The sequence below is a fragment of the Streptomyces sp. SM11 genome (assembly GCF_002910905.1).
GTDB lineage: Bacteria > Actinomycetota > Actinomycetes > Streptomycetales > Streptomycetaceae > Streptomyces.
This window is the reverse complement of the sequence record NZ_NEUE01000244.1, coordinates 68720-94693: the sequence shown is the minus strand read 5'-3', so window position 1 is coordinate 94693 and position 25974 is coordinate 68720. Positions and strand designations below refer to the sequence as shown.

11 protein-coding genes are annotated in these 25974 nt (G+C 73.1%); all 11 read right to left on the bottom strand.

From position 1 onward, the window contains the following. Nucleotides 1-852 (bottom strand): alpha/beta fold hydrolase, encoded by an 852-nt coding sequence (locus B9S58_RS25940; protein WP_258045031.1) that lies wholly within the window; start codon nt 850-852, stop codon nt 1-3. Further along, nucleotides 849-5519: a non-ribosomal peptide synthetase gene (locus tag B9S58_RS25935; protein ID WP_103534455.1), complete on the bottom strand. Its 4671-nt coding sequence runs from the start codon at nt 5517-5519 to the stop codon at nt 849-851. The genes B9S58_RS25940 and B9S58_RS25935 overlap by 4 nt, the downstream gene beginning before the upstream one ends. 85 nt (nt 5520-5604) lie before the next feature. Then, entirely contained in the window at nt 5605-5829 is a 225-nt protein-coding gene (locus B9S58_RS25930) for an MbtH family protein (protein ID WP_103534454.1), read from the bottom strand. A 74-nt stretch (nt 5830-5903) separates the two neighbouring features. Beyond that, nucleotides 5904-7625 (bottom strand): ABC transporter ATP-binding protein, encoded by a 1722-nt coding sequence (locus tag B9S58_RS25925; RefSeq protein ID WP_103534453.1) that lies wholly within the window; start codon nt 7623-7625, stop codon nt 5904-5906. Continuing rightward, entirely contained in the window at nt 7622-9433 is a 1812-nt protein-coding gene (locus B9S58_RS37565; RefSeq protein ID WP_181009458.1) for an ABC transporter ATP-binding protein, read from the bottom strand. The genes B9S58_RS25925 and B9S58_RS37565 overlap by 4 nt, the downstream gene beginning before the upstream one ends. Next, entirely contained in the window at nt 9430-10665 is a 1236-nt protein-coding gene (locus tag B9S58_RS25910) for an MFS transporter (RefSeq protein ID WP_103534451.1), read from the bottom strand. Before B9S58_RS25910 ends, B9S58_RS37565 begins: the two co-directional genes overlap by 4 nt. 102 nt (nt 10666-10767) lie before the next feature. Further along, the gene (locus B9S58_RS25905; RefSeq protein WP_103534450.1) at nt 10768-11760 is read right to left on the bottom strand and encodes an ABC transporter substrate-binding protein; all 993 of its coding nucleotides are present in this window, start codon (nt 11758-11760) and stop codon (nt 10768-10770) included. Between the two features lie 77 nt (nt 11761-11837). Further along, nucleotides 11838-12644: an SDR family oxidoreductase gene (locus B9S58_RS25900; RefSeq protein WP_103534449.1), complete on the bottom strand. Its 807-nt coding sequence runs from the start codon at nt 12642-12644 to the stop codon at nt 11838-11840. Beyond that, the gene (locus B9S58_RS25895; protein WP_181009457.1) at nt 12634-18627 is read right to left on the bottom strand and encodes a non-ribosomal peptide synthetase; all 5994 of its coding nucleotides are present in this window, start codon (nt 18625-18627) and stop codon (nt 12634-12636) included. The genes B9S58_RS25900 and B9S58_RS25895 overlap by 11 nt, the downstream gene beginning before the upstream one ends. Nucleotides 18628-18670: 43 nt before the next feature. Beyond that, nucleotides 18671-19846: an acyl-CoA dehydrogenase family protein gene (locus B9S58_RS25890; RefSeq protein ID WP_103534447.1), complete on the bottom strand. Its 1176-nt coding sequence runs from the start codon at nt 19844-19846 to the stop codon at nt 18671-18673. Further along, nucleotides 19839-25958, bottom strand: coding sequence for a type I polyketide synthase (locus tag B9S58_RS25885; RefSeq protein WP_181009456.1), 6120 nt, complete (start codon nt 25956-25958; stop codon nt 19839-19841). Before B9S58_RS25885 ends, B9S58_RS25890 begins: the two co-directional genes overlap by 8 nt. Between the last annotated feature and the right edge of the window lie 16 nt (nt 25959-25974).

The following is a 25974-nucleotide window of genomic DNA, read 5'->3' as shown; positions in this document are numbered from 1 at the left end:
TTACCTCCGCCGCACACTGGAGCGGTCCGGTCGAGAGAAACGGTCGGTGAGAAAGTCGACCAGCAGGTCGTTGACCTCGTCGGGCCGCTCCAGGTAGCCGAAGTGGCCTGTGTCCGCTACTACTTCACAATGAGCCCCGGAGATCGCTCCGGCCACCTCGATACCGAGGTGCGGCGGGGAGAGCCGGTCGTCGGCGAACGCGAGCACCAGGGTGGGAGCCGTGATCCAGCCCAGCTCGGAAACGGTGTCCGGGAAGTGGGTCAGCGCGGCTTCGAACTGGCGCCGCACTCCGGCCGACGGTGTCGGGGGCGCCATGCTCAGCATGGCGAGCCAGTCCTCGGCGGTGACCTCGTCGCGCAGACTCGCGGGGGACAGGTTGGCCAGTGCTCCCATCGTCGCCAACACCTCCGGAGGGAGGACCAGGCTTTGCTGCTGGACCGCGATCTGGGCTCGGACGTAGGCGGTGAGCGAGGCGTCGGCTCGCCCTCTGGTCGCCAGCAGAGCGAGCCGGTCGACCAGCTCGGGCCGTGTTGTCGCCAGCCGCTGAGCCATCCGGGCGCCAAGGGAGGTGCCCACCACGTGGGCGGTGCCGCCCGCGACCTGCTCGACGACGGCAGCGAGGTCGTCGGTGAGGTCGGCCAGCGTGAACCCTTCCGGGCACTCCGAGCTGTCTCCCACTCCCCGGTTGTCGAAGGTGATGACCCGGAATCCGGCGGCCGCAAGCGCCGGCACCTGATACGGACGCCACACCCGCCCCGGGGAACCCGCGCCCATGACCAGTACGACGGGCTCGCCGCTACCGGTCTCCTCGTAGGACAGGGTGATCCCGCCCGCTTCAATGGTCCCGTTCACTTCTCGTTCCTCTCCTGCTGCCGGACCGCTCGGGCCAGCACGGTCAGGGCCCGAACCCAGTAGTGGGCCAGCTCCTCGATGTCGGCCGTCGCCACGACCCCGGGGTCGTGGCGCCACACTGCCTCGAACTCCGGTCCGTCGGGCCCGGGGTGCACCGCCGATATGAGCTCCAGAGCGAAGGCCTGCCGTAGCTCGGGTTCACTGTCCTCGGGGAACTCCCGGGCCAGTGCCTCGTCGGCGATGACGGTCCATGGACGTTCCTCTGCGGCGTTCGCGGGCGGCGTACGGTCGACGCGGCCCAGATAGCTGAAGAGGATGTCCGGTGCCGCCTCACCGGCAGGCCGGGCGGAGGGACAGTCGAAGCCGCCGTACGGAACGGCGTCCAGCTCCTCGCGTACGGACGCCAGCAGTCGCAGGGCCCGCAAGCTGTCATGCTCGGCACATTCCAGGGTGGTGCGCTGTCCGCCGGATTCGAGCACCAACGGATGCAGCACGTTGAACCAGCCGACGGTACGGGAGGTGTCCACCGGCCCGTCCCGCCTGTCGTGATAGGGCTCGGCCAGCTCGTCGCGGCGGCCGTGCCCCTCCCTGACCAGAGCCAGGCCGGCACCGGCGCAGGTGGAATGAGCAGCCCGCCAGGTCGCTTCCGCCAGTGCCGTGGCCGCGAGCAGCGCGACCTCGGGTGGGGAAGTACGGTGGCGCAGCAGTGCCGCGGTCGAACCGGCGTCCGCGCGGACCCGGTGGGAGCGCAGCGCGCCACGGGTGCCGGTGGGCGGCCGGGGTGCGGCTGGGGCAAGCCGGAGTGCCCTGGCCACCTCCTTGTCGACGCCTCGCCAGTAGTGCTCCTGCCTGGCCGGCTCCGGGCCCTGGGCGCGGCGGGCGAGCGTCCGCGACCAGGCTGCCATGGAGGTGTGCTCGCGCGGCACGTCGATCACGGCGGATCCCCCGAGACCTCGGGTGGCAGAAGCAGCCGCCAGATCGGCGAGGATGATCTGCCAGGAGACCAGGTCCGCCGCGGCGTGGTGGGCGGCGAGGAACAAGAGGGTCCGACCGGAGCGGCTCTCGCGAAGCAGCACGCCGACCAGCATCGCCCCGTCGGCCGGTTCCAGCCGGTTCCAGGCGCGGCGGGCCGCGGCGAGCACCACGGAGGGCGTCAGCTCCTCGTGCGTTTCCTCGGCGAGGATCGCCGGAGGCTTCTCTTCCGGTGCGGCCCGGCCTGGTCCGTTCACCAACCGCAGGTGCCCGTCCGCCCCGGCGACCGCTCGGGCCGACAGCTGGGGATGGGCGCGGCGGACCGCCTCCAGCAAGGCCTCGGCCTGCTCCAGGCCGAGGTCCGGCGGCAGGGTGATCAACTGTGAGAGCGCGAAACGACGGTAGTCTCCCAGCCCGTACAACCAGTCCAGGACCGGGGTTGTCACCTCCTGGACGGCGTCGTTGCCGGTGTCCGTGGCGGCGAGCTGTTCGGGGCGCGCGGTGGCGGTCTGCGTGTCGTCGATCACCCGGGCGAGTTCGGCGATGGTCCGGTGCGTCATCACCTGCCGAGGGGTACAGGACAGCCCGGCCCGGCGGAGCTCGCCTACGAGGGAGATGGTTGTGATGCTGTCCAGGCCGTGGTGGAAGAGGTCATCGTCACAGTCGAGTTCCGACGCGTCGAGCAGGGCTTGTACCGCACGGTGGACGGCGTGCTCGGTGGGGGTGCGCGGCGGCCGGGCGGCGGTGCCTGTCGCGTGGTCACCCGTGGGTCGGGGCAGGGCCCGCAGGTCGGCCTTGCCGTTGAGGGTCAGCGGGATGCGGTCCAGCACGGTGATGCGGGCGGGAATCAGGTAGGACGGAACCCGGCCGGCCAGTTCGTCGCGGAGCGCCACCGGGTTCAGGGGCCGGCCGGTCTCCCTGAGCGTGCGGGAGGCGACCACGTACGCGGCCAGGGCCCTGCCCTGTCCGTTCGCGAACGGGACGACGACGGCCTTGGCCACGTCGGCGCTCGCCTCCAGCGCGGTCACCACCTCGGCGAGTTCCACCCGGTAGCCGCGGATCTTCACTTGCGCGTCCGCGCGTCCGAGGAAGATCAGGCGGCCGGCCTTGTCGCGCCGTACCACGTCCCCGGTGCGATAGAGGCGCTCTCCTGTCTCCGGATCGGGCACGAAGCGCTCGGCGGTCAGCGCGGGGCGGGACTCGTAGCAACGTGCCACCTGGAGTCCGCCCAGGTACAGCTCGCCCCGTGTACCGAGAGGCACAGGACGCAGGTCGGGCCCGAGTACGAGGGCGCGGGAGCCGGGGGCGGGCGCCCCGATCGCGGGTTCCTCCCCCGCCCGCACCCGGGCGTTGACGGCCTCGACGGTGATCTCGGTGGGGCCGTAGAAGTTGTGGACGCGGGTGCCGCGCAGGCCGGCGAGCGTGTCCCAGGTACCGCGGGAGATCTCCTCCCCGCCGAGGGCCAGGATACGCAGCGGGCAGCGGCCGTCCTGTATGAGCCCGGCCTCGGACAGCCGGGCGAACATCGAAGGTGAGGTGTCCAGCATGTCCACGTCGCGGTCCCGGATGCCGCGGACCAGCCGTGCCGGGTCGTGCTGGTCCTCCTCGTCGAAGAGTTCCAGGGTGTGGCCGCTGAGCAGGGCCAGTTGCGGCTGCCAGGCGGCGTCGAAGGCGAAGGACCAGGAGTGCCCGACCCGCAGGGGTGTGGTGGTCCCCGCGGTCACCGGGCCGTAGATCTCGGTGCGGTGGGCGTGCAGCAGAGTGGCCAGCCCGCGGTGGGTGGCCACCACGCCCTTGGGCTCGCCGGTGGATCCTGAGGTGAAGACGACGTGGACGGCCTGTTCCGGGTGGGTGCCGCCGGGGAGTGGCTCGGCGGCACCGGGGGCGTCGGCGCAACCGGGTGTGCCGGGTGCGCAGCGCGGGCCGTCCCACCAGTCCTGCTCCCCGGGCAGGGCGATCAGCAGGTGGGCGCGTGCGAGCTGGGCGATGGTGGTGTTGCGGTCGGTCGGTGCGGTGAGGTCGAGCGGTACCAGAGTGCCGCCGGCCTTGAGTACGGCGAGGAGTGCGACCAGGTACTCCCGGGTACGTGGCAGCGCGATCGCGACCCTGACCTCCGGGCTGACGCCTGTGGAGCGCAGGCGTCTGGCGAGAGTGTTGGACCAGCGGTCGAGCTCGCGGTAGGTGACCTCGCCCCGGCGGTCGCGTACGGCGATCCGGTCGGGGTGGCGGGCTGCGGCCCGCTCGAACTCCCGGTGCACACCGTGGTCCGTGCCGCGGCCTGGCTGTTGACGGGGGTTCGGGGCGGGGGGGCCGTCGGCGAGGAGGGCCAGTTCGGCCCGCTCTTCCGGGAGAAGGATGTCGAGATCCCGGTGGGTACGGGAGGGGTCGGCGGCACCGGCGGCGATCTCCTGCATGGTCTGGAGGAACCGTTCGGCCAGTCGGCCCGGGTCGAGCCCGCCGAGGAGGGCGTCGATGTGGTCGACGTTGACGTAGAGCCGGTCGTCCAGCAGGAACGGCACGACGGTCAGCGGGTAGTGGGTGTAGCTGTCCATCGAAACCGGCGACATGGTCACCGCACCGCCGAGGTCCAGAGTGTCCCGGGCAGCTCCCTTGGGCGTGTTGTGGAAGATCATCAAGGTGTCGAAGAGGTCGCCGTGTCCGGTCGCACGCTGGATCTCGCTGAGGCCGGTGTAGCCGTGGGACCGCTGCCTGGCGGCGTCGCGCTGGATCCGGCGGCACAGGTCGATCAGAGGTTCGTCGCGGTCGAGGGTGACGCGGGCGGGGATGGTGTTGATGAACAGCCCGATGGCGGACTCGATCTGCGGCACCTCCTCGGGTCGGCCGGAGACGGTGACGCCGAACACCACGTCCTCACGCCCCGTCAGCCGGTTGAGCAGGACGGCCCAGGCCGCCTGGGCGACGGTGTTGACGGTGAGGTTGGCCGTACGCACCCGGTTCAGCAGCGTCTCCAGGGGCGGCCCCTGGAGCGATCGCATGGTGAGGACCGCCCGGTGTGGCTCGCCGTGCACCCGGGTGCCGGAGGCCACGACGGTCGGTTCGCCGAATCCGCTCAGGGCCCGCCTCCACTCGGCGAGCGACGCTGCGCCGTCCTGGCGGCGCAGCCAGCCGATGTACTCCCGGTAGGCGGGGTGGGTCCGGACCGGTTCGGGGCTGTCCTCGGAGTAGGCCGCGGCGAGGTCGTTCCAGAAGACGGGTACCGACCACCCGTCGATCACGATGTGGTGGAAGACGCAGAGCAGCCGGTGGTGTTCCGCTCCCAGCCGGGCGAGGGTGACGCGCAGCGGCGGCCCGGCCGCCAGGTCGAACGGGAGCTCTCGCTCGGCCTCGACGTGGGCGTCGAACTCCACGGGCGTCATCCGGACGACACGCCACGGCACCTCGACGGCCGCGGGTATGAGCTGGACGGGGTGCGGCAGGTCCTGGTCCCAGAAGCTGGCCGTCAACTGGGGGTGCCGGGTGAGCACGGTACGCAGCGCGCGGTGCAGCCGCTCGGGGTCCAGTGGTCCGTGGAAGTCGGTCAGGACGGCGATGGCGTAGCCGTCGGACTCGGGCTCCGTCGCCGGCCCGCCGGTACGGGGGTGGTCGTGGTGGAGCCGGTTGAGTGAGTACAGCCCGTGCTGGAGCGGGCCGAGTGCCAGGATCTCGGCTATGTCATGCCTGCCGGTGAAGGCCACCGCGGGTTCCTCGTCGTTCGCTGGGGCGGTTGGTCGTGGTTCTGCGGGTGGGCGGGAGCGGAGGGGTCCGCCCCCGCCCGGCGCGTCATCGTGCGTCGTCTGCGGCCATCGCCTCCCGCAGGCTGCGGGGGCGCATGTCGGTCCAGGTGTTCTCGATGAACTCCAGGACCTCTTGGCGGGTGGCCTCACCGTGGACGGATCGCCAGCCCGGGGGGATCTCGCGGAAGGCGGGCCACAGGGCGTACTGGTCCTCGTCGTTGACCACTGCGTGGAAGCGGCCGTTGTCGTCGTCGAAGGGGTTGGTGCTCATGGCGTGACTCCGTTCTCGGTTGGGGTTGGGGTTGTGGTTCCGGGGTTCGGGTTCGGGCCGGAGAGGGGGCTCGCTCAACCGGTGCCGGTGAGGTGCCAGGCGGCGCTCCGGTGGCGGCGGTCGACGAATCGGCTGTAGACGCCACCGTGCCGCAGCAGTTCCTCGTGGGAGCCGGACTCGGTGATGCGGCCCTCGTCCAGCACCAGGATCCGGTCGGCGCCTTCGACGGTCTCGAGCCGGTGGGCGACCACCAGCACCGTGCGGTCGGCGGCGAGCCGGGTGACGGCCTGCTGGACCAGGCGTTCGTTGACTGCGTCGAGTGAGGAGGTGACCTCGTCCAGCAGCACGATCGGGGCGTCCTTGAGCAGAGCACGGGCGATCGAGACCCGCTGCCGCTCGCCCCCGGAAAGGGTGGCCCCGCCTTCTCCGACACGGGTGCCGAGGCCGTCCGGCAGCCGGGCGGCGATCTCGTCGACGCGGGCCAGCCGGATCACCCGGTCCAGCTCCTCGGGGCGGGCGCCGGGACGGGCGCGCAGAATGTTCTCGGCGATGGACTCCTCGAAGAGGTAGGGGTGCTGGGAGACCAGGGCCACCCGGCTCAGCAGTTGCTCCGTGCCCAGCTCGCGTACGTCCCGGTCACCGACCAGCACGGACCCGCTGTCCGGGTCGTGGAAACGGGCGAGCAGGGAGAGGACGGTGGACTTCCCGGCGCCGGAGGGCCCGACCAGCGCGGTCAGCGTGCCGGGCTCGGCGCGGAAGGACAGCGCGTGCAGGACCGGGCGGCCCGTGGTGTAGCCGAAGGTCACCTCGCGGAACTCCACGGACGGGGGCCCGGCGCTCGCGGGCCGTTCGGGCTCCGGCAACGGCGGGGTGTCCAAAACCTCGCGGAAGCGCCGCAGTCCCACGGCGGCGATGCGCAGGCCCCCGGCGACCTCGGCGACGGCCGTCAGCGGCTCGACGAAGCGCACGGACAGCACCATCACCGCGATCAGCACCGTAATGTCCCCACCGCCCAGGGCCAGCAGGACGACGAGGGCCAGCACAGCGGTGAGGACCGCCTGCAGGGCCAGGAAGAGCGGCGCGGTGGCCGCCGAGTTGCCCAGCACCATGCCCCGGGCGCCGGCGTCCTGGTCGGTGAGGGCCCGGTCCAGCGGGGCGTTGCCGCCGCCGTAGGCTCGCAGCACCGGCTGCTGTCGCGCGTACTCCAGGATCCGCTCGGAGGCCCGGTTGGTGCCGGCCTCCCAGGTGTCCTCGACGCGCTCGATGACCCGCAGGTAGAGACGGTAGGCGAGCAGTGGCAGCGGCGCGCCGAGCAGCAGGGCGATCCCGACCTGCCATTGCACAGCCAGGGTTACGGCGATGATGGTCGCCGGGGTGGCCACCGCCGCGACCACCGGGGCCACCAGGTGGGCGGGGGCGGTGGCCACGTCGAGGGCGGTCTTGGTGACCAGCCGATTGACGGTTGCCGCCCGCCCTTCGGCGAACCACCCCAGGGGTATGCGGGTCAGCGCTTCGCCCAGCCGGGCGTGGAGCAGCCGCAGCAGGACGCTGGAGAGTTCACCGGCGTGGCGGTGGTTGCGCAGCATCACCGTGTGGTGGGCCAGCACCAGGCCGGCCAGCACCGCGGCCCAGATCCACACCGCGTCCCAGTCGTCGGTGAACAGGCCGCTGAGCAAGGGGATGAGGGTGCAGCCGGCGAGCCCCTGGAGGACGGCTGCGACGCTGACGCGGATCAGCAGGGCGCGCAGCCGTCGGCGGCCCGCCGGGTCGAGCAGGGCGAACAGGGAGCGGATCATCGGGGCGACAGCTCGCTTTCCGTGGTGTCGTCGGGCCGGTGGGGCTCTTCGCCGCCCTGGTGGGCGGCCCACAGGTCCGGGTAGCGGGTACCGTTCGCCAGCAGCTCCTCGTGCGTGCCCTGCTCTGCTATCCGGCCGCCGTCGAGCACCGCGATGGTGTCGGCGCCGCGTACGGTGTGCAGCCGATGGGCGATCACCAGGAGGGTCCGGGCCGCGCAGAGCGCGCTGAGCGCTTGCTGGATGGCTGCCTCGCTGTCGGGGTCCACTGCGGAGGTGGCCTCGTCGAGGACGAGCAGCGGCCGGTCGGCGAGGATGGCGCGGGCGATGGCGATGCGCTGGCACTCGCCGCCGGAGAGTCTGGCGTCGTCGCCGATGACGGAGTCCAGGCCTCTTGGGAGGCGTTCGATCACCTCGGTGAGCTGTGCGGCGGCGGCCGCACGCAGGACTTCGGCGTCCTCGGCGCCGGGGCGGGCCAGGCGGATGTTGTCCCGGACGGAGACACGCAGCGGCGTGGTGTCCTGGAAGACGAAGCCGATGTGCGTGTAGAGGTCCCCGAAGGAGAGTTCGCGCAGGTCCGTGCCGCCCAGGGTGATCCGGCCCGCGGACGGGTCGTGGAAGCGGGCCGCGAGCTTGGCGAGGGTCGACTTGCCCGATCCGGAGGCACCGACGAGGGCGGTCATGGTTCCGGGACGGAGCGTCAGGTTGATGCCGCGCAGGGCGGCATGGTCGCCGTAGTCGAAGTCCACCGACTCCAGGCGCAGGGCGGCGCCGGCGTCCGGTGCGGCCGCGGGCTCGGCCGGTGCGGGGAGGGTGGGCTCGGCGAGGATCTCCCGGACCCGGGTGGCGGCGCCCCGGGCCGCGAGCAGGGCGTGGTAGTTGAAGCCGACGGCGAGCACCGGCGCGGGTATTGCCAGCCCCATGACGACGAAGGGCAGCAGCTCCAACGGGCCGCCGAGGTATCCGGAGTGCACCAGGGCTCCCCCGGCGAGCACCGTGGTCAGCAGCAGGGTCATCGGTGAGAGGGCCAGTTCCATGAAGGTCGCCCCGGCGGAACTGGAGCGCATCCAGTCCCGGTGACGGTCGTCGAAGTCCTCGGCGGCCTCCCGGTAGGCGTCGTGGGCCCGGCCGAGGGTGCCGAACGTCTTGACCTCGGTGATGCCGTCGGTGAACTGCACGGTGACGGAGCCGAGGCGGGCCTGCGAGCCCGCGTACTCGATGAGCTTCTCGGTGGTGCCCCGGGTGGCGATCTTGAGGCCGAGCATGCCGGCGGCCACCGGGACCAGGGTGATCACGGCCATCAGCGGGTCGGACAGCAGCAGGTAGCCGACGATGGCGGTAGGCACCACCAGCGCGGTGGTCAGCTCGGTGACCGAGTGCGCCACCAGGTGGTGCAGTGAGCCGACGTCGTCCTGGACGGCCTTCTTTACCAGGCCGGAGTTGCGCTGGGTGAACCAGCCCAGCGGGACGCGGCCCAAGTGGCCGACGACCCTGCGACGGAGCAGGGACCCCAGCCTGACGTCGGCCAGGTGGGAGATGGTGGAGGCGCACAGCAGGAGCGTCAGCCGCAGGGCCAGCGCGGCGGCTGCGACGACGACGGTGGTCCATGCGTCGCCCTCGTCGATCGGGCTCCCGGTGAGGCCGGGCAGCAGGATCCGGGCGAGTTCCACCAGGCAGACCAGCGGCACCACGGAGACCACGGCGGCCACCGCTGAGCACAGCGCGGTGAGGGCGAGCCGTCCCTGCACCGGGCGCAGCAGTGCGCCCAGAGTGGTGGGCTCGGGTGTCGCGTCGGAGGTCTGGGCGCTCACTGGGTGGCTCCGTCTCGCTGGGTGGAGCCCGCGCGGGCGCCGGTGTCGTGCGGCCCGCGGAAGGCCAGGGTGATCAGGACCAGGGCCAGCACCGAGGTGACGGCGGTGGCGGCGGGCAGCCAGCCGGCGTCGGCGCGGGCGACGATCATGCCGCCCATGGCACCGCCGGCGGCTATGCCGAGGTAGCCCAAGCTGGTGTTGAGGGCCAGTGCCTGGGCCGTGAGGTCTCCTGCCACCTCGTACAGCCGGGTCTGCACGGCGGGTGCGCTGAGATAGGCGGTGAGACCCCAGAGGGCGATCAGCGCGAGCAGCACGGCCGGTGGCACGGGGCGCAGCAGCCAGAGCGCCACGAGGGCGAGCATCAGTACGGTGAAGATTCCCAGGCCCCAGCGGATGGTGCGGTCGGGGCCGAGACGGTCGGTGGCGTAGCCGCCCGCGAGGACTCCCACGGTGCCGGCCGCGCCGAGCACGGCGAAGGCGACGGCTCGTGTGCCGTCCGGCTCGGTCAGCACACCTTCCAGGAAAGGCACCAGGTAGGTGAGCAGCATGACCGAACCCATGATGGCGAGCCCCCCGCCGGTCAGCGCCAGGAGGATGGGACGGGCGGCCAGCGCCCGCAGCTGCCGGCGGATGGGCACGGGTGGCTTGGGCGCTGTGGCGGGCAGGGTGAGGGCGACCAGCACCAGGCACCCCGCGCCGCAGGCCGCCATCGCCCCGAAGGTGGCCTGCCAGCCCCAGGACGTGCCGATCCAGCTTCCGAGCGGTACGCCGAAGGCGATGGAACCGGTGACGCCGAGGGCCAGTGTGGACAGGTAGCGGCCGCGGCGGGCGTCCGGGGCGAGTTCCACGGTGACGGCGAAGATCAGCGGGGTGGCGGCGGCTGCGGACAGTGCGGCGGCCACCCGCAGCGCGGCCATGGCGGCGTAGTGGTCGACGGCCGTCGCGGTGAGGTTGGCGAGGGTGAACACGGCCAGGGCCGCGAGCACCACCGTCCTACGGGCGGTGGATGCCAGCAGCAGGCCGGCCACGGGGGTGACGACAGCGATGGTGAGGGAGAAGACCGTCACCAGCTGCCCGGCCATCGCCGGGGAGACGGAGAGGCCGGCCGCGATCTCGGGCAGGATGCCCGCGATCACATGGTCGTCCGTGTAGAAGGTGAATATCGTCAGGAAGAGCACGGGGAGCCACAGCGGTATCGCCGTGCCCTTCCTTTTCGTCGTCTCGATGGCCATCGCCGGCTGATCGTCTCCTCGGCCTGTTGTCTCGGCTGGTGGCACGGTGCCCCCCGGGGCCGCGGGGGGCACCGCGTGTCCGCTGTGGCGCAGCGCTCCGCGTCAGGCCTTGGTCGCTCCCAGGAAGGCGGTCCAGATGTCCTGGATGTTGCCGGCCGAGCTGAGTTCACCCTTGCCGGAGGCGAGGGTGCGCAGGTCGTGGGCGGACGCGTAGAAGGCGAAGCCGGACATGCCGAACCACACGTCGGCGTCGGGGGTGACGACCTTTCCGGTGGCGGTGAAGGCCGGGTTGTCGGTCAGCGCGTCCGGGGTGTAGAACTCACCGCGCGGGACGACGATGAGCTCGGCGTCCTGCTCCGGCAGGTACTCCTTCGACAGCGGCACCGAGTAGCCCTCCGCCTCCTTCTGCTGGAAGGCGGGACGGGTGAAGCCGGCCTCCGCGATCAGGGTGGAGATGGGTACGTGCGGCGGCATGGTGAAGTCGTTGGAGCCGAAGGAGTTGCCCAGCAGCGAGAGCGTGCGCTCGCCCTCCACCGCGTCGGCGGCGGTGCCCAGTACGGTCTCGGCCGCGGTGATCTGGCGCTCGCCGAGTTCCTTCTCGCCGAAGAAGCCCGCGGTGCGGCGTACGATCTCGCGCCACTCGCCCTCGATGGGCAGGACGACGGTGGGGGCCAGTCGGCTCAGGCTCTTGTAGTTCTGCCCCGTGGCCCCGGCCGCTCCGGTGCCGACCAGCAGGTCGGGGTCGTCCTCCGTGAGCCGTTCCAGTTCGGGTGTCTTGCCGACCTCGATCTTGCGCAGTTCCACGCCGTGGGCGGCGAGGATCTCCTGAGCGCGCGGTTGCGCGCTGGCGAGGTAGACCGCGTCGGGCTCGATGCCGAGGGAGAGCAGGGTCAGTCCGGCGACCTCGTCGAGGGCTATGACGGCCTCTGGCTCGGTGGGCACCTTCACGGTGCCGAGGTCGTGGGTGACCTCCCGGAGGGCCGGGGCGGCCGGGTTCTTGGCGGCGTCGGCCGGCTCGGGGTCGCCGCCGCCACAGGCGGTCAGCAACATCGGAAGGGCCAGCGCCACTGCGACGAGGGCTCGGCGAGTTCTCATTCTTGTTTCTTCGCTTTCCTGGTGGTGCGTAGCCGCGGAGCGCGGCAGGGGGTGTTCTGCGGTGTTCGGTCGTGCGGTCAAGCGCGGGCGCCGGCGTTGCCGAGCATCCGGTTGACGCGTTGGGCGAGCGGTCTCGGCAGCCGGGACACCACGGAGATGAAGACCTTGTTGCGCAGTCCCGGCAGTGAGAACGTCCGACCGCGCGCCACATCACTGAGGCACCGGTCGACGACCTCGTCGGGGTCCATCCACCAGCCCTCGGAGACCTGGCGGACGTCGATTCCGGCACGAGCGTGGAACTCGGTGCGGACGAAGCCCGGGCACAGCACCATCACCTGTGTCCCCGTCCCCCGCAGGGCCGCGCTCAGCCCCTGGGAGAAGTAGCGGGTCCACGCCTTGGAGGCGGCGTAGGTGGACCCCCGGCCCGGAATGAGGCCGGTGATGGAGGAGAGGTTGACCACGGTCCCGCCGTTGCCGCCGAGCATGGTGCGCACCGCGGCATGGGTGAACTCCTGGGGGGCCGTCACGTTGACGGCGAGCTGGTCCTCCAGGGCTTCCCGGCCCAGCTCCCAGAAGCTCCCGGATACGCCGAAGCCTGCGCCGTTGACCAGGATGTCCACGCCCTCCTCGATGCGCTCGGCGACCTTCCGCCGGTCGGCGGCGTCCGCGAGGTCGGCGACGAGCACGGCGCAGTGCGCACCGTGGCGTTCCTCGGCCCGCCGGGCCGCTTCGGCCAGCCGCCCGGCGTCGCGGGCGACCAGGACCAGGTCGTGTCCGTTCCGGGCCAGCCGGTCGGCGAAGGCGGCGCCGAGCCCCGAGCTGGCACCGGTGATCAGGGCGCGCGGCCGGGCCCGGGGTGCTTCGGGTGCCGGTTCAGCCTGCATGGGGGCCCTCCTCCAGATAGGCGTCCAGGTCGTCGTCGGTCATCGTGGAGACCTCCCGGTACAGCTCGGCGATCTCCGCCAGCCGGCCGGGGTCCTCCTCCGTCCGACGCAGGTGGGCGGCGAATTCGGCGGCGTTGCGGGTGGCGAAGACGCCGCCGGGCCGGATCCGGGCACCGCCGAGCACCTCCCTCAGTTCGACGACCATGCGGGAGACGGTCAGGGAATCGCCGCCCAGCGCGAAGAAGTTGTCCTCGGGACCGACCGTCACACCGTCCAGGTGGCGCGACCAGATCTCACGGACCAGCCACCGCAGGGCGTCCTCCGGTTCCGCCGCCGTCCCCTCCGGGGCGGCGGAACCGGCCCGGTCCTGCTCCTCCTCGTAGCGGCGGGCCAGGGCCTCGCGGTCCACCTTCCCGTTGCGGGTGGTGGGCAGCGTGTCCACGACGACGACCCGCTGCGGGCGCAGCTGCGCGGGCAGTCCCCGCCGGGCCTCCGCGCGGACGGCTTCGGCGGTGTCACCGGGTTCGGCGTCGCCGTCGACGACCACGAAGGCGGCCAGCCCCCGGACGGCGTGCCGCTCGCCCGGAGGCAGGGGCAGCACGGCGGACCGCCGCACCCCGGGGCAGCCGTTGAGGAAGGCCGCGAGCTCACCCGGCTCGACCCGATGGCCGCGGATCTGGACCTGGTCGTCCCGGCGGCCGATGAACTCGATGACGCCGTCGCGCCACCGGCCCAGGTCGCCGGTGCGGAAGTAGGTCTCTCCGGTGTCGGGATCGGTGTGGTGGCGACGGCGTACGTCCACGGGGTCGGCCAGGTACCCGGGCGTCACCCCGATCCCGGACACCAGCAGCTCGCCCGTCGCCCACTCCGGACGGTCCGTGAGATCGGCGCCGACGACCCGGTAGCGGGTACGGGAGATGGGGCGGCCGTAGGGGACGGTGGTCCACTCCCCGCTGTCGGCGTCCGGGTCCGGGACGGGGTACCAGATGTTCCAGCCGGTTGTTTCGGTGGGGCCGCCGATACTCACCGGCAGAACCTTGGGGGCGGCCCGGCGGAGTCGGCTCAGCAGCGGCCGGGGCACCCAGTCGCCGCCGGTGAGGACCAGTCGCAGGGGCTCCAGGGCCCCGCCGGCTCCTGCACCGTCGAGCAGCATCTCGACGACGGCGGGCGCCGCGCACAGCGCTGTCACTCCGTGGCGGGCGACCGTCCTGGCCCACTCCTGGGGGTCGGTGGCGCAGCCGCGCCCCGCCAGCACGACCGTGCCACCGGCGCCCAGGACCGCGAACAGGTCGAACAGCGACAGGTCGTGGTGGAGCGAGGCCACGGCCAGCGAGGTGTCGGTGGAGTTCAGGCCGAAGGACTCGACGGTGTGCTCCACACAGTTGGCCAGACCGCCGAGAGTGATCGGCACCCCCTTCGGCTCGCCGGTGGACCCCGAGGTGAAGAGGACGTAGGCCAGGTCCTCCGGCCCACGCTCGTCGGCCCGAGGCGGTCCGGGAGGCGGCGTGGCGTCCGGCCGCACCGCGGAGACGTCCACAGCTCTCACACCATCGAGGGCGGCAAGCTCGGCGGTGCGGTCGGTGGAGACGTCGGTGACGACCAGCCGGATTCCGGCACGGCGGAGAACGGTGGCGATACGGTCGGGCGGCAGATCGTCGTCGAGGGGCAGATAGGGGTGGCCGGCCTCCAGCACGCCGAGGCAGGCGGCGTACTGCAGCCAGCCGCGTTCCAGCAGCACCGCGACCGGCTCGGCCGCGGAGGCGGGGCCACCGCGCGCCGCGCCGACGGCCTCGGCCACCGCCCCGGCGGCGGCGGCGAGCCCGCCCCGGGTCACGGCGAGTTCGCCCTCGACAAGGGCGGTCGCTCCGGGGTCTGCGGCGGCCAGCTCCGCTATCGCGGTGTGCGGCCAGACCCCGGCGGGGTCGCGGTGCGGCCCCCGGTCCCGTTCCTCGGCCTGCTCCGCGGTGAGGGCGGGGAGCAGGCGGGCTGACCAGGCGGCGCCGTCGCGGGCCAACGATTCCAGCTGCCCGGTGAGCAGCCGGAAGACGCCGTCCACCACGGGCGCCGGGAAGAGGTCCTCGACCACGTCCCAGTTGAGGACCAAGGCCCCTTCGCGCTCCCGCAGCAGGAGGTCCATCCAGACCTGCGGGGTCTGGCTGAGCGCGAAGGTCTCCTGGAGTCGGCCGTCGAGGATCCGGTCCACGCCGTCACCGACGCCGAGTTCGCTGGTCATCACGACGGGGGCGAGCGCGCCCGTGACACCGCCCCGGCGACGGATCAGCTCACGGGTGACGTCCATGCCGCTGAAGTGCCGGTGGTCCAGGTCGCTCATCAGCCGGTCCCGGATCCGGGCGGCGAGCGCCTCGAAGGAGAAGGCGCCCGCGGTATCGACCTCCAGCAGGGTGAAAGAGGCGAACTCGCCCAGGACCTCGTCCATCCGGGGGTGGACGGGGTGCCTGCTCATCTGCGGCACGTTGAGGATGAAGCGCGGCTCGTCGGCCCACTGAGCCAGTGCCCAGGCATAGGCGGCCAGCACCACCACGGTGGGGGTGAGCCCGCGTTCGGAGGCGGCCCGGGACACCCGGGACCACCTCTCCGCATCGACGACATGGCGGCGGTTGACGAAGACGGGGGCGCAGGCGGACGCGTCCGGGTCGTTGCGGCGCGGCAGTCGGGGGCCCTCGGGGAGGGAGTCGAGGCGTTCGGCCCAGTAGGCCTCGGCCCGCCGGTACTCGGAGGTCTCGCGGATCCGGGCGACCGCGGCGACGTAGTCCCGGAAGGAGGGGGTCCCGGGGCGGGCGGCGGCCTCACCGCGCAGCGCGGCGGCCCAGGAGTCGAACAGCACCTGGACGCCGCGCGCGTCGGCCAGTAGCGCGTCGATGCTCACGCACATCCTCAGCAGTCCACCGGGCAGCCGCACGAAGACCACGCTGAACAGGGGGAAGACATCCGGCGGACGGGTCTCGTGGGAGAGCCGGTGGCGTACTTCCGCGGCAGCCGCGGGATCGGCGGTGGCGTCCACCGTCTCGCAGCGGTAGGGCGGCACGTCGGCAGCGGGGAGCACCCGCTGGGTCATGGTGTTCTCGTCGAAGACGGTACGCAGCATGTCGTGGGCCTCGATGACCTGGCGCAGGGCCTGCTCCGCGTCCCGGATGCTCAGACCGCCGGGGTCGTCCGGGCCGGTCGCCTCGCGTCCCTCGTACTCCAGGTAGAGGTGGCAGGCGACGCCGCCGCCCTCGATGTCGCCGCCCCTGCCGATGAGGTAGGCCTGCTGCTGGTCGAGCAGGTCGAAGGGTTCCAAGCGCAGGTCGGGGCGTGCTACGAGGACGAGGCCGCCGCCCTCCTCCCGGGTCCCCCGGGCGCGGTTCTCCACCAGGGCGGCGAAGTCGCGCAGTCGCGGATGGGCGGTGATGTCCCGGACGCCGATACGGACCCCGAAGCGGCCTCGAACGGCGGCGACGACCGCGATGGCCGCCAGCGAGCTGCCGCCCGTCTGGAAGAAGTCGTCCTCCGGTCCGGGTGCGGCGGCCCCGACGGCCTCGGCCCAGATGCGGGCGATCTCCCAGACGGTTCCGCCCACGTCGGCGCGGGCCGGCGACCGGTCGGCGGTCGCCGGCTCGGGCAGCGCGGCCTTGTCCACCTTGCCGCTGGGTGTCAGCGGGAGAGCGGCCAGGGGCACCACGGCGGACGGCACCAGGTACTGCGGCAGTACGGCGGCCAGCCGGGCACGCAGCCGGTCGGCCAGGTCCGGTGCGGCGCCGGTGGCCGGAACCACATAGGAGACCAGCAACTTGGTGCCGTCGGCAGTGGTGCGGGCGGCGGTGGCCGCGTTGGCCACGTCAGGTGCGTCCAAGAGGTGGGCGGTCACCTCGTCCGGCTCCACCCGGTGGCCGCGGATCTTGGTCTGGAAGTCGGCTCGGGTGACGTAGCAGAGTTCCCCGTCCGGAAGTTGGCGTACCAGGTCACCGGTGCGGTACATGCGGGAACCGGGAGGTCCGAAGGGGGCGGCGACGAAACGTTCGGCGGTCATCGCGGCGCGGCCCAGGTAGCCGCGGGCCAGCTGCCGGGCGGAGGCGTAGAGTTCGCCGACCGCGCCGACCACCGCCGGCCGCAACTCCTCGTCGAGCACGTAGGCGGTACAGGTGTCGAGCAGCGGGCCGAGGCGGACCGGTCCGTGCGCGTGGCCGCGGCCGCCCCGGGACAGCGGGAAGCCGGTGATGACGTGGGTCTCGGTGGGGCCGTAGTGGTTGTGCAGGGTGACCCGGGGATGGGCGTCCAGGAAACGGGCGACCCAGTCGTTCATCACCAGCGGCTCGCCGGACTGGTAGACGTGCCGCAGTTCGGGAAGCGCGGTGGAGGTCTCCCGTGCCGCGCGGCACACCTCCTGGAGCATCACCTGAGGGCAGAAGTACTCGGTGACGCGCTGCCGGGCCAGCAGCCGGACCAGCGCTTCGGGGTCGGTGCGCTCCTCGTCCTCCGGCAGCACCAGGCACTTTCCGGCGGCCAGGGCGGTCAGTATCTCCTGGCTGGCGACGTCGAAGTTGAGGCTGGCGAACTGCAGGACCCGGCCGTCGGTCTCGGCGGTGGCGGTTCGGCCGTGCCAGTCCACCAGGTTGCCGATGGCGCCGACGGTGTGCACCACGGCCTTGGGGGCACCGGTCGATCCGGAGGTGTAGAGCACGTACAGGGCGTCGTCGGGCCCGGTCGGCGCCCAGTGGTCCCCGGTGCCGGCCGTGCTCTCGCCGGCGGCGGATTCCGGTGCGTCCACCGCGATGGTGTCGAGTTCCTGGTAGGCGTCCAGGGTGGTGCGGACACCGAGCACCGTCCGCACCCCGGAATCCTGTGCCATGTAGCTGAGGCGCTGTCGCGGGTAGGCGGGATCCAGTGGCAGGTAGGCGGCGCCGATACGGAGGATCGCGACGATCGCGACGACGGCGTCGGCCGAGCGGGGCAGCGCGACTCCGATGACGCTGCCCCGCCCGTGGCCGTGCCGCAGCAACAGTCCCGCCAGCGCGGCGGAGCGCTCGCCCAGTGTCCTGTAGTCCAGCCGACTGTCGCCCCGGATGACGGCCGGGGCGTCGGGCGTACCGGTGATACGGCGGGCGATACGGACGGGCAGCGCGGTGGCGTCCGGCGTCGGCAGGGCTTCACCACGGGTGATGCGCGTGGCCAGCCGGTCGGCGTCGGCTCGGGGCACGGCGGTGACGTCGTGGTCGACGACGGCGGTACGGCCGCCGTCCTGCCCGAGGCTCACCCCGACGGCCAGTGGGTAGGCGTGCCGAGGGTCCTCGCTGTGCTCCTCGATGGTGACGGTACGGCCCGGGCCTGCGGCGTCCTCGGGCAGACCCAGTACCCAGACCTGGTCGACCAGCAGCAGGGACCCGCCCTCCGGGTCGGGCGCGTGCGCTGTGTGCCAGGGCGCGTCGTCGGGACCCTCGGTGGCGTCGCGGACGCTTCCCGGCGAGGCCGCCGGCAGCAGGGTGGAGAGCCAGGAACGCAGGTGCGGCCCCGGGATCCGGTCGGGTACGGAGACATGGACGCGGCGCCGCTCGGCGAACCTGGGGCGCGGCGCGGCACCGGCACCGGTGTCGGAGCCGGTACCGGCGTCCGGCTGAGGTGCGGGCGAGCCGTCCCGGAGCCCGGCACACAGGATGGCTGCCGCCGTGTACGGCAGGTGGGCGGAGACCGCCGACCGGGGCGCGGCCAACGAGACGAGGTGCGTCTGGCGAGGATCCGCGGGGTCGGTGGGCATCCGCGCCACGCGCAGCGTCCAGTCGCCGTCCGGGCGGGACAGCGCGTCGTGCCACTGCGCCCGCTGCAACTCCCGGAAGCCGGCCAGGGCAGCCGCGGGCTCCCTCCCGGAGAGGTCGGCGGTGGCGGTGTGCGCGGCTGGGCGATCACCCTGCCCCGCGGCGGTCACCCAGCGCCCAGCAGGCAGCTCGCCCCGAACCCGCAGCACCAGGTGGGCTATCGGCATCCCCATGCTTACTCCGCCTCCGAACGATGACATGACACAGTCGTGCTCCTCAGAAAATGGAAAGGTCGAGCGGCTCGCCGGCCAGGTACCGGCCTGCGGAGTCGGCGGCGGGCCCCCGACCGGGCGGGTGGAAGGCCAGCGCCCTGGCGGCGGACATCAGATACGCCGGGTCGGGGCCGGTGACGAAGGCGAGTCCGCCGAGCAGCCGGGCGAGCCGGGAGCACAACTCCGGCAGGCGCTCCTCCACGTGCAGCCGGGCCATCAGTGCGACGGCCATGGCCTCCTCGGCGGAGGCGCCCGCGTCGAAGGTCCCCGCCGCGGCGGCGCAGGCCGCCCGACAGGCGTACAGGTCGGCGGCGACCTCTCCCAGGCCACGGCGATCCGTGCGCGGGGCGTGTGCGGCCCGGTCGAACAGCGCCTGGGCGGTGCCCAGGTAGGTGCCACAGGCGAGGATCTCGAACCAGATCCAGGCCCGGGTCTGGAGCTCGTCCATGCCGCGTTCCGGGTGCCCGCCCGGCAGCAACATCACGGCGGGAACCCGCACCTCGTCGAGGACGATCTCCTCGCTCTCGGCAGCGGCCAGCACCGGGCTGTTCCAGAACGGCCGCACCTGGATTCCGTCCAGGCCGGCGGGAATGACGGCGAGCGCGACCGTACCGTCCCTCTCGTCCTCGGAGCACACTCGGACACTGGTGGTGAGGATGTCCATGGAACGCGCCAGGCTGCAGGGCTTCTTCGCGCCGCTCAGCAGGAACTCCTCCCCCCCGGCGACCGCGGTGGCGGTGGTCCGCGGCACGAGGGCGTCGTCGCCGCGGCGGGCCTCGGAGGAAGCCGACGCGAGGAGCCGGCGGTCGCGGGCGACGGCGGCGAGCAGCGACCACTGCGGCGCGTCGTCGCCCACGTGGACGCGCAGGTACTCCACGAAGGACACCACCGCCAGGTGGTGCATCATCGTGCCCACGCCGAGCGAGGGGGAGCGGGTGGAGAGCGCGGACTGCACCCGCAGCGCCTGGCCACAGTCCAGGCCCAGGCCGCCGTGGTGGGTGGGGATCAGCAGCCCGGGGCCGCCCGCCTCACGGAACAGTGGCAGGACCGGGCTTGCGGACGACTCCAGCTCGGCCAGGGGGTGCCCGGCCAGCCGGTCGAGCAGGCCGGGCAGCCGCTCCTCGGTGAACGCGGCGTCGGCCGCGGTGAGTTCGGTCCATCGTGGTGCTGTCTCAGACATCACGCCGCTCCTCCTCGGTGGTGGTCAGGTGGTCACGCACCCAGCGGGCCAGCCGCCGCGGGGTGTCATGGGTCCGGAAGACGCCGATCGGCACCGGTACGCCGAGCGACTCCCGGATGCGGCGACGCAGATCGATCGTGGTCAACGAGTCCAGCCCCAGTTCCCGGAAGGACCGTTCGTCCTCCTCTTCCGCCTGTCCGGGTGGAAGGTGCAGTACTTCGGTGACCTGGGCCAGCACGGCCGCCTCTGCATCCGCCGGGGCCGACGCCGTGCGCGGGGCGTCCTCGGCCGAGGACGCGGGCGGTGCGGGCAGGACCGGCCGGGCGGGCGCCGGAGCGTCCGTCCGGATCCAGTACCGCTGGTGCCGGAAGGGCGTGGGCGGCAGTGCGGCGGGTTCCCCGTTCCCCTCGGTGTCCTGGAAGTGGCCTGTCTGTCCGCCGGGCGCGGCACTGCCCCAGGAAACCGGGACACCCTGAGTCCAGGCGTAGCTCAGCCGGGCGAGGAAGTCGTGGTGGCCGCCCTGGTCGCGGCGGAGGCTGCCGACGACGGGCGCGGGCCGCTCCCCGAGTCCGTCCAGCAGTGCGGTGATCGGAGCGGTAAGCACCTCGTGCGGGCTGATCTCGACGAAAGCGGTGGGGCGGGAGTCGCTGACCGCGGCCACCGCGTCCGCGAAGCGGACCGTGCCGCGCAGGTTCTCGTACCAGTACCCCGCATCCACCTCGGTCCCGGTGAGCCAGTCGGCCCGAGTGGTGGAGAAGAACGGGACGCGGGACGGGCGCGGGGCGATCCCTGCGAGTCGGCCGGTCAGCGGGCGGGCCACCGGCTCCACCATCGCGGAGTGCGAGGCGTAGTCGACGGCGACCGCGACGGTGCGGATCCCGACGCGTCGGCAGTGGTCGGCCAGTGCGGCGACGGCCTTCGGCGGCCCGGAGACCACGGTGCTGCCCGGACCGTTGCAGACGGCGACCTCCACGGAGCCGTCGCGGCGCTCGGCGAGCAGCCGCCTGGTCCCGTCCTCGTCCAGGCCGAGCACCGTCATGGCGCCGCTGCCCGCGAGCGAGGAGAGCAGCCGCGCCCGGGTGGTGACCACGGCCGCCGCGTCCTGAAGGGTCAGAGCCCCGGCCGCGTAGGCCGCCGCCACCTCCCCCTGGGAGTGGCCGAGCACCAGGTCCGGCTCCACTCCGCCGTTCCGCCACAGGGCGGTGAGCCCGGCCATCATCGTGAACAGCGCCACCTGGACGCCCTCCAGGGAGTCCGTGACACCGGTCGGCTCCTCACCGGCCAGCAACCGCGTGACGGAGAAACCCACATGCGGAGCGAAAGCGTCCGCACAGCGGTCCACCTCGCGGGCGAAGACCGGGGCCTCCCGCAGCAGCAGCCGACCCATGCCCGGCCACTGGGAGCCCTGGCCGGGGTAGACGAAGGCCACGGCGTACTCGCCGTGCGCGGTGCCGCGTGCCACGCCTTCCCGTGGCGCACCGGTCCGTGCCGCGTCCAGGCCGACGAGCAGGTCCGCGTGGTCGTGCGCGACGACGGCGGCCCGGTGGGAGAGTGCGGCCCGGCGGGTGGCGAGGGTCCGGGCAGCCTCCGGCAGACCCGATCGGGGGGTCTCGACCAATGCCTCGCGCACCCGGCCCAGCTGGGATTCGAGCGCCTCGCGCGAGGCGGCGGAGACGACGAACGGCAGGGAGGCCCGGGGCGAGCGGGTTCCCCGAGGGGCCTGCGGGCTGCGGACCGGGGCAGGAATCGACGTCGGGATCGGTTGCGGGTCCGGGTCTTCGAGGATGAGGTGGGCGTTGGTGCCGCTCATACCGAAGGAGGAGACTGCGGCCCGGCGGGTGCGGGCCGCCCTCGGCCACGGGACGGGCTCGGTGAGCATGCGCACGGCGTCCGGCGGCCAGTCCACCTTGGGCGTCGGCTCGCTGCCGCGCAGGGTCGGCGGGAGTTCGCCGCGGCGCAGCGCCTCGACGAGCACGATGACTCCGCCGATTCCCGCCGCGGCCTGGGTATGCCCGGTCAGCGCCTTCAGAGAACCGATGCGAAGAGGCCCCGGACCGACCGCCGGGTCGCCCTCCGCACCTGCCCGGTCCGTGGCGTAGCTCTCGATCAACGCCTGCGCCTCGATGGAGTCGCCCAGCACCGTTCCGGTTCCGTGCGCCTCGACGGCGTCGATGTCCGCGGGGCGCAGGCCGGCATCGGCCAGCGCCCGCTGCACGACCCGCCGCTGCGCGGTTCCGCTGGGGGCCGTCAGGCCGTTGCTGGCCCCGTCCTGGTTGACCGCACTGCCCGCGACGACGGCCAGCACCGGCAGACCTCGGCGTCGTGCCTCGGACCGGCGGGTCACCACCACCGCGCCGGCTCCCTCGCTCCACACCGTGCCGTCGGCGTCGGCGGAGAAGGGCCGGCAGCGGCCGTTCGCGGACAGTCCCCCGAGGCGCTGGAAGTCCCGGTACATCCTGGGGGTGGACATCACGGTGATCCCGCCGGCCAGGGCGAGTTCGCACTCGTCCTGCAGGAGCGAGCGGACCGCGAGGTGCAGGGCGACCAGGGAGGAGGAGCAGGCTGTGTCGACGGTCAGCGCCGGCCCGGTCAGGCCCAACTGGTAGGCGATGCGCCCGGAGAGGACGGCGCTGGAGGTGCCGGTCAGTTCGTGTCCGCCGAGTTCGTCGCCGGCCTCGTGGGCGGCCTGTGCGTAGTCACCCGCCATCGCGCCGAGGAACACCGCCGTCTCGGTGCCGCGCAGGGAACGGGGATCGATCCCGGCACGCTCCAGCACCTCCCAGCACAGTTCGAGCATGATGCGCTGCTGTGGGTCCATCGCGCGCGCCTCACGCGGTGAGATGCCGAAGAAGGCGGCGTCGAAGCCTGCCACGTCGGCGAGGAACCCGCCGGATCGCACCCGGATCCGCTCGTCGGCCCAGTGCGGTCCCCTGTCGTCGGGGAAGCCCCCGACGGCGTACGGCCCGAAGGACGCCAGCCGCCACAGTTCCTCGGGGGAGGACACCGCGCCGGGGTAGCGGCAGGCCGCCGCGGCGATGACGACGGGGTCGTGCTCCGGTCCGGAGCCGACGGAGCCGCGTACGGGTCGCGCGGGGACAGGCGAGCGCGGCTGCCCGGCACGGTGCTGCCGGAGGCGGGCGGCGATGTGCTCGGCCAGGGCCCGGGGGGTGGGGTGATCGTAGAGAAGCGACGCGGCCAGGTCCAGGCCGGTACGCGAGGCCAGTTCGGCACGCAGCTCCAGCCCGCCGACCGAGGTCACCCCCAGGTCGGCGAGAGGGGTGTCGGCCGATCGGGCGTGGATGTCGGTGATGTCCAGTACGTCGGCGATCGCCGCGCGCACCAGGGCCGACGGGTCTCTCGGGGCATCCGGCGTCGCCCCCGGGGCACCGGCCGCCTCGTCGGCCCGGCGGGAGCCGGCTTCGGCTCGCCGGCCGGACCCGTGGTCGCGTCCGGTGAAGCGGTAGGTGGGCAGGGGCGTCCAGCCGGGTGCGTCCAGCCCCGGCAGCGTGTGCCACCGCACCGCGTGGCCGTGGGACCGGGCGAGCGTCAGCGCGTTCAGGAAGGCGGCGTACTCGGCGTCCTCCTCGTGGCCGAAGGAGGCGGCGGCGGTCTCGGGGCCGCCGTCTTCGGCGTCCCTCACCAGCGGGGTCAGGATGCGGGTGGGACCGAGTTCGAGGCAGAGCCGGATTCCGTCGGCCCGCAGGGTGGCGAGGCCGTCGCCGAAGCGGACGGTGCGGCGGATGTGCCGTACCCAGTAATCGGCTGTGGTCAGGTCCCCGCCCTCGGCGAACCGGCCGCTGAGGTTGGACAGCACCGGTCGCGTCGGCCTGCGGTAGGTGATCGCGGCGGCTGCCGCGCGGAACTGCGCCAGCACCGGGTCCATGTGCCGGGAGTGGAAGGCATGGCGGACCGGGAGGATCCGGGTGCGGTACCCCCGGGCCCGCAACGCCTCGGCGCAGGCGAGCACGGAGGCACGGTCACCGGAGATGACGGTGGAAGCGGGGCCGTTGAGGGCGGCGATGTCCACCTCGAAGTGGTGGGCGTCGAGCGTCTCGCGGACCCGGCTCTCCTCGGCTCGTACCGAGACCATCGCGCCCACGGGCTCGGCTTCGGCCATGGCGGCGCCGCGCGCGACCACCAGCCGTACGGCGTCGGCCAGGTCCAGCACGCCCGCGATGTGGGCGGCGGTGAGCTCTCCGACGGAGTGGCCGCCCAAGACGTCGGCATGTACACCGAGCTCCTCCGCAAGGCCGCTGAGCGCGACCCCGTGGGCGAACAGGGCGATCTGGGTGTAGCGGGTGTCGTGGAGCGCGTTCTCCTCCGCTACTCCGTGGCGGTCACGGAGCAGCTCGCGCAGCGGGATGTCGAGCAGGGGGTCGGCGTGTGCGGCCACGGCGTCGAACCGTTCGGCGTAGCCGGGGAGTTCGAGAAGTCTGCTGCCCATTCCGGTCCGCTGGGCACCCTGCCCGGGGAAGAGAAAGGCGGTGCGGGTCCGGGGCCCTGCGCCCAGGTGCACGGCACGCCCCCCGGTGCCCTGTGCGATCCGGTCCAGTCGGTCGGTCAGTTCGGCTGCCGAGCAGGCGGTGAAGGAGGCTCTCCGAGGCAGTCGGGCACGCCGGGTGGTGAGCGTGCGGGCGATGGAGGCCAGGGCTCCGGGCCGGGCCAGCCGCTCCCCTCGCGCCTCGGCCCAGTCGCGCAGCGCGGCAGCGGTGACGCGCAGCGACTCGGGCGTGGCCGCCGACAGCGTCATGGGGACGGCCTCGGGTGCGGACTTCTCCGCGTCGCTGCCCGGCTGCCCGGTGGACAGGTACGCGGGCACGGGCGGCGGGGCGAGCACCACATGGCAGTTGGTGCCGCCCATGCCGAGAGAGCTGACACCCGCGAGGGTGCCCGGTGGCAACGGCTCGGGGGACGCGGGCACGGTGATGCCGTCGTCGGCGAGGCGGCGGGCGAGTCTGCCGCCCCGGTGCCCGGCCGTGCCCGGAACCGTTCCCCGGGCGACCACCAGCACCGCCTTGACCAGGCCGAGGAGCCCGGCCGCGCCCTCCAAGTGGCCCACGGTGGTCTTGATCGAGCCGACAGCGGGTCCGGTGCCCCCGGCGCAGGCGAAGACCTGCTGGAGGGCGTCGGCCTCGGCGCGGTCGCCGACCGGGGTGCCGGTGCCGTGGAGTTCGACGAAACCGACGGCTTCGGGGGCGGCCCCCGCGTCGGCGCAGGCCCGCCGGATGGTCCGGGCATGCGCTTCGGGGGCGGGGACCAGCAGGGTGCCGGAGCCGTCGTGGGTGACGGCGCTGCCCCTGAGCACCGCGTGAACGCGGTCCCCGTCGCGCAGCGCGTCGGCGAGGGGGCGCAGCAGGACGGCCGCGCCGCCCTCGCCGCGTACATATCCGTCGGCGTCGTCGTCGAAGAGCGTGGCGCGACCGGAAGGTGACTGGCCCCCGAACGAGGCGGTGGCGGTGGCGCTCTCGGTGGACAGGTTGAGGTTGACAGCGACCACCAGTGCCCCGGAGCAGTCGCCCGCTCGGATCGCCTGCGCGGCCTGATGGACGGCTACCAGCCCGGAGGACTGCCCGGTGTCGACGACGAGGCTGGGGCCCTGCAGCTTGAAGGCGTGGGAGACCCGGGCTGCGATCATCGAGGGCGTGGTGGCTGCCAGGGTTCCCGGTCCGATGGCGTCGCGGCGGCGGGCGGCCTGTTCCATCGCCCAGTCGGCGCCCATGGAACCGACGAAGACACCGAGGCCGCGCTCGCGTGGTGCCGAGGGGTCCTGGCCGGCGTCCTCCAGGGCGGTCCAGGCCAGCTCCAGGGCCCACCGCTGGTGCGGGTCGACGGCGGCGGCTTCCCTGTCGGACATGCGGAAGAGCCGGGCGTCGAAGCACCCGGCGGCCGGGTGGTAGGAACCCTGCCCGATCCGGGTGCGGAACTCGACCGGTACTTCCGCGGCCGCGAAGCGGCCGTCGGGCGCGCGGCCGTTGGCGCGGCGGCCCTCGGTCAGCAGGTGCCAGAGCTCGTCGGGGGTGTCGGCGCCTGGCACCCGGCAGGCGAGACCGACGACAGCGATGTCCTGGCGGGCCCGCTGCGGGGCGTCCTCCGCCCGGGGGTCTCGCTGCACGGCGCCATGCTCGGGG

Excerpts from the sequence above, each read along its gene's own strand:
- B9S58_RS25930 (WP_103534454.1), bottom strand. The coding sequence starts at position 5,829 with ATGAGCACCAACCCCTTCGACGACGACAACGGCCGCTTCCACGCAGTG.
- B9S58_RS25925 (WP_103534453.1), bottom strand. The coding sequence starts at position 7,625 with ATGATCCGCTCCCTGTTCGCCCTGCTCGACCCGGCGGGCCGCCGACGG.
- B9S58_RS25910 (WP_103534451.1), bottom strand. The coding sequence starts at position 10,665 with ATGGCCATCGAGACGACGAAAAGGAAGGGCACGGCGATACCGCTGTGG.
- B9S58_RS25905 (WP_103534450.1), bottom strand. The coding sequence starts at position 11,760 with ATGAGAACTCGCCGAGCCCTCGTCGCAGTGGCGCTGGCCCTTCCGATG.
- B9S58_RS25900 (WP_103534449.1), bottom strand. The coding sequence starts at position 12,644 with ATGCAGGCTGAACCGGCACCCGAAGCACCCCGGGCCCGGCCGCGCGCC.
- B9S58_RS25895 (WP_181009457.1), bottom strand. The coding sequence starts at position 18,627 with ATGGGGATGCCGATAGCCCACCTGGTGCTGCGGGTTCGGGGCGAGCTG.
- B9S58_RS25890 (WP_103534447.1), bottom strand. The coding sequence starts at position 19,846 with ATGTCTGAGACAGCACCACGATGGACCGAACTCACCGCGGCCGACGCC.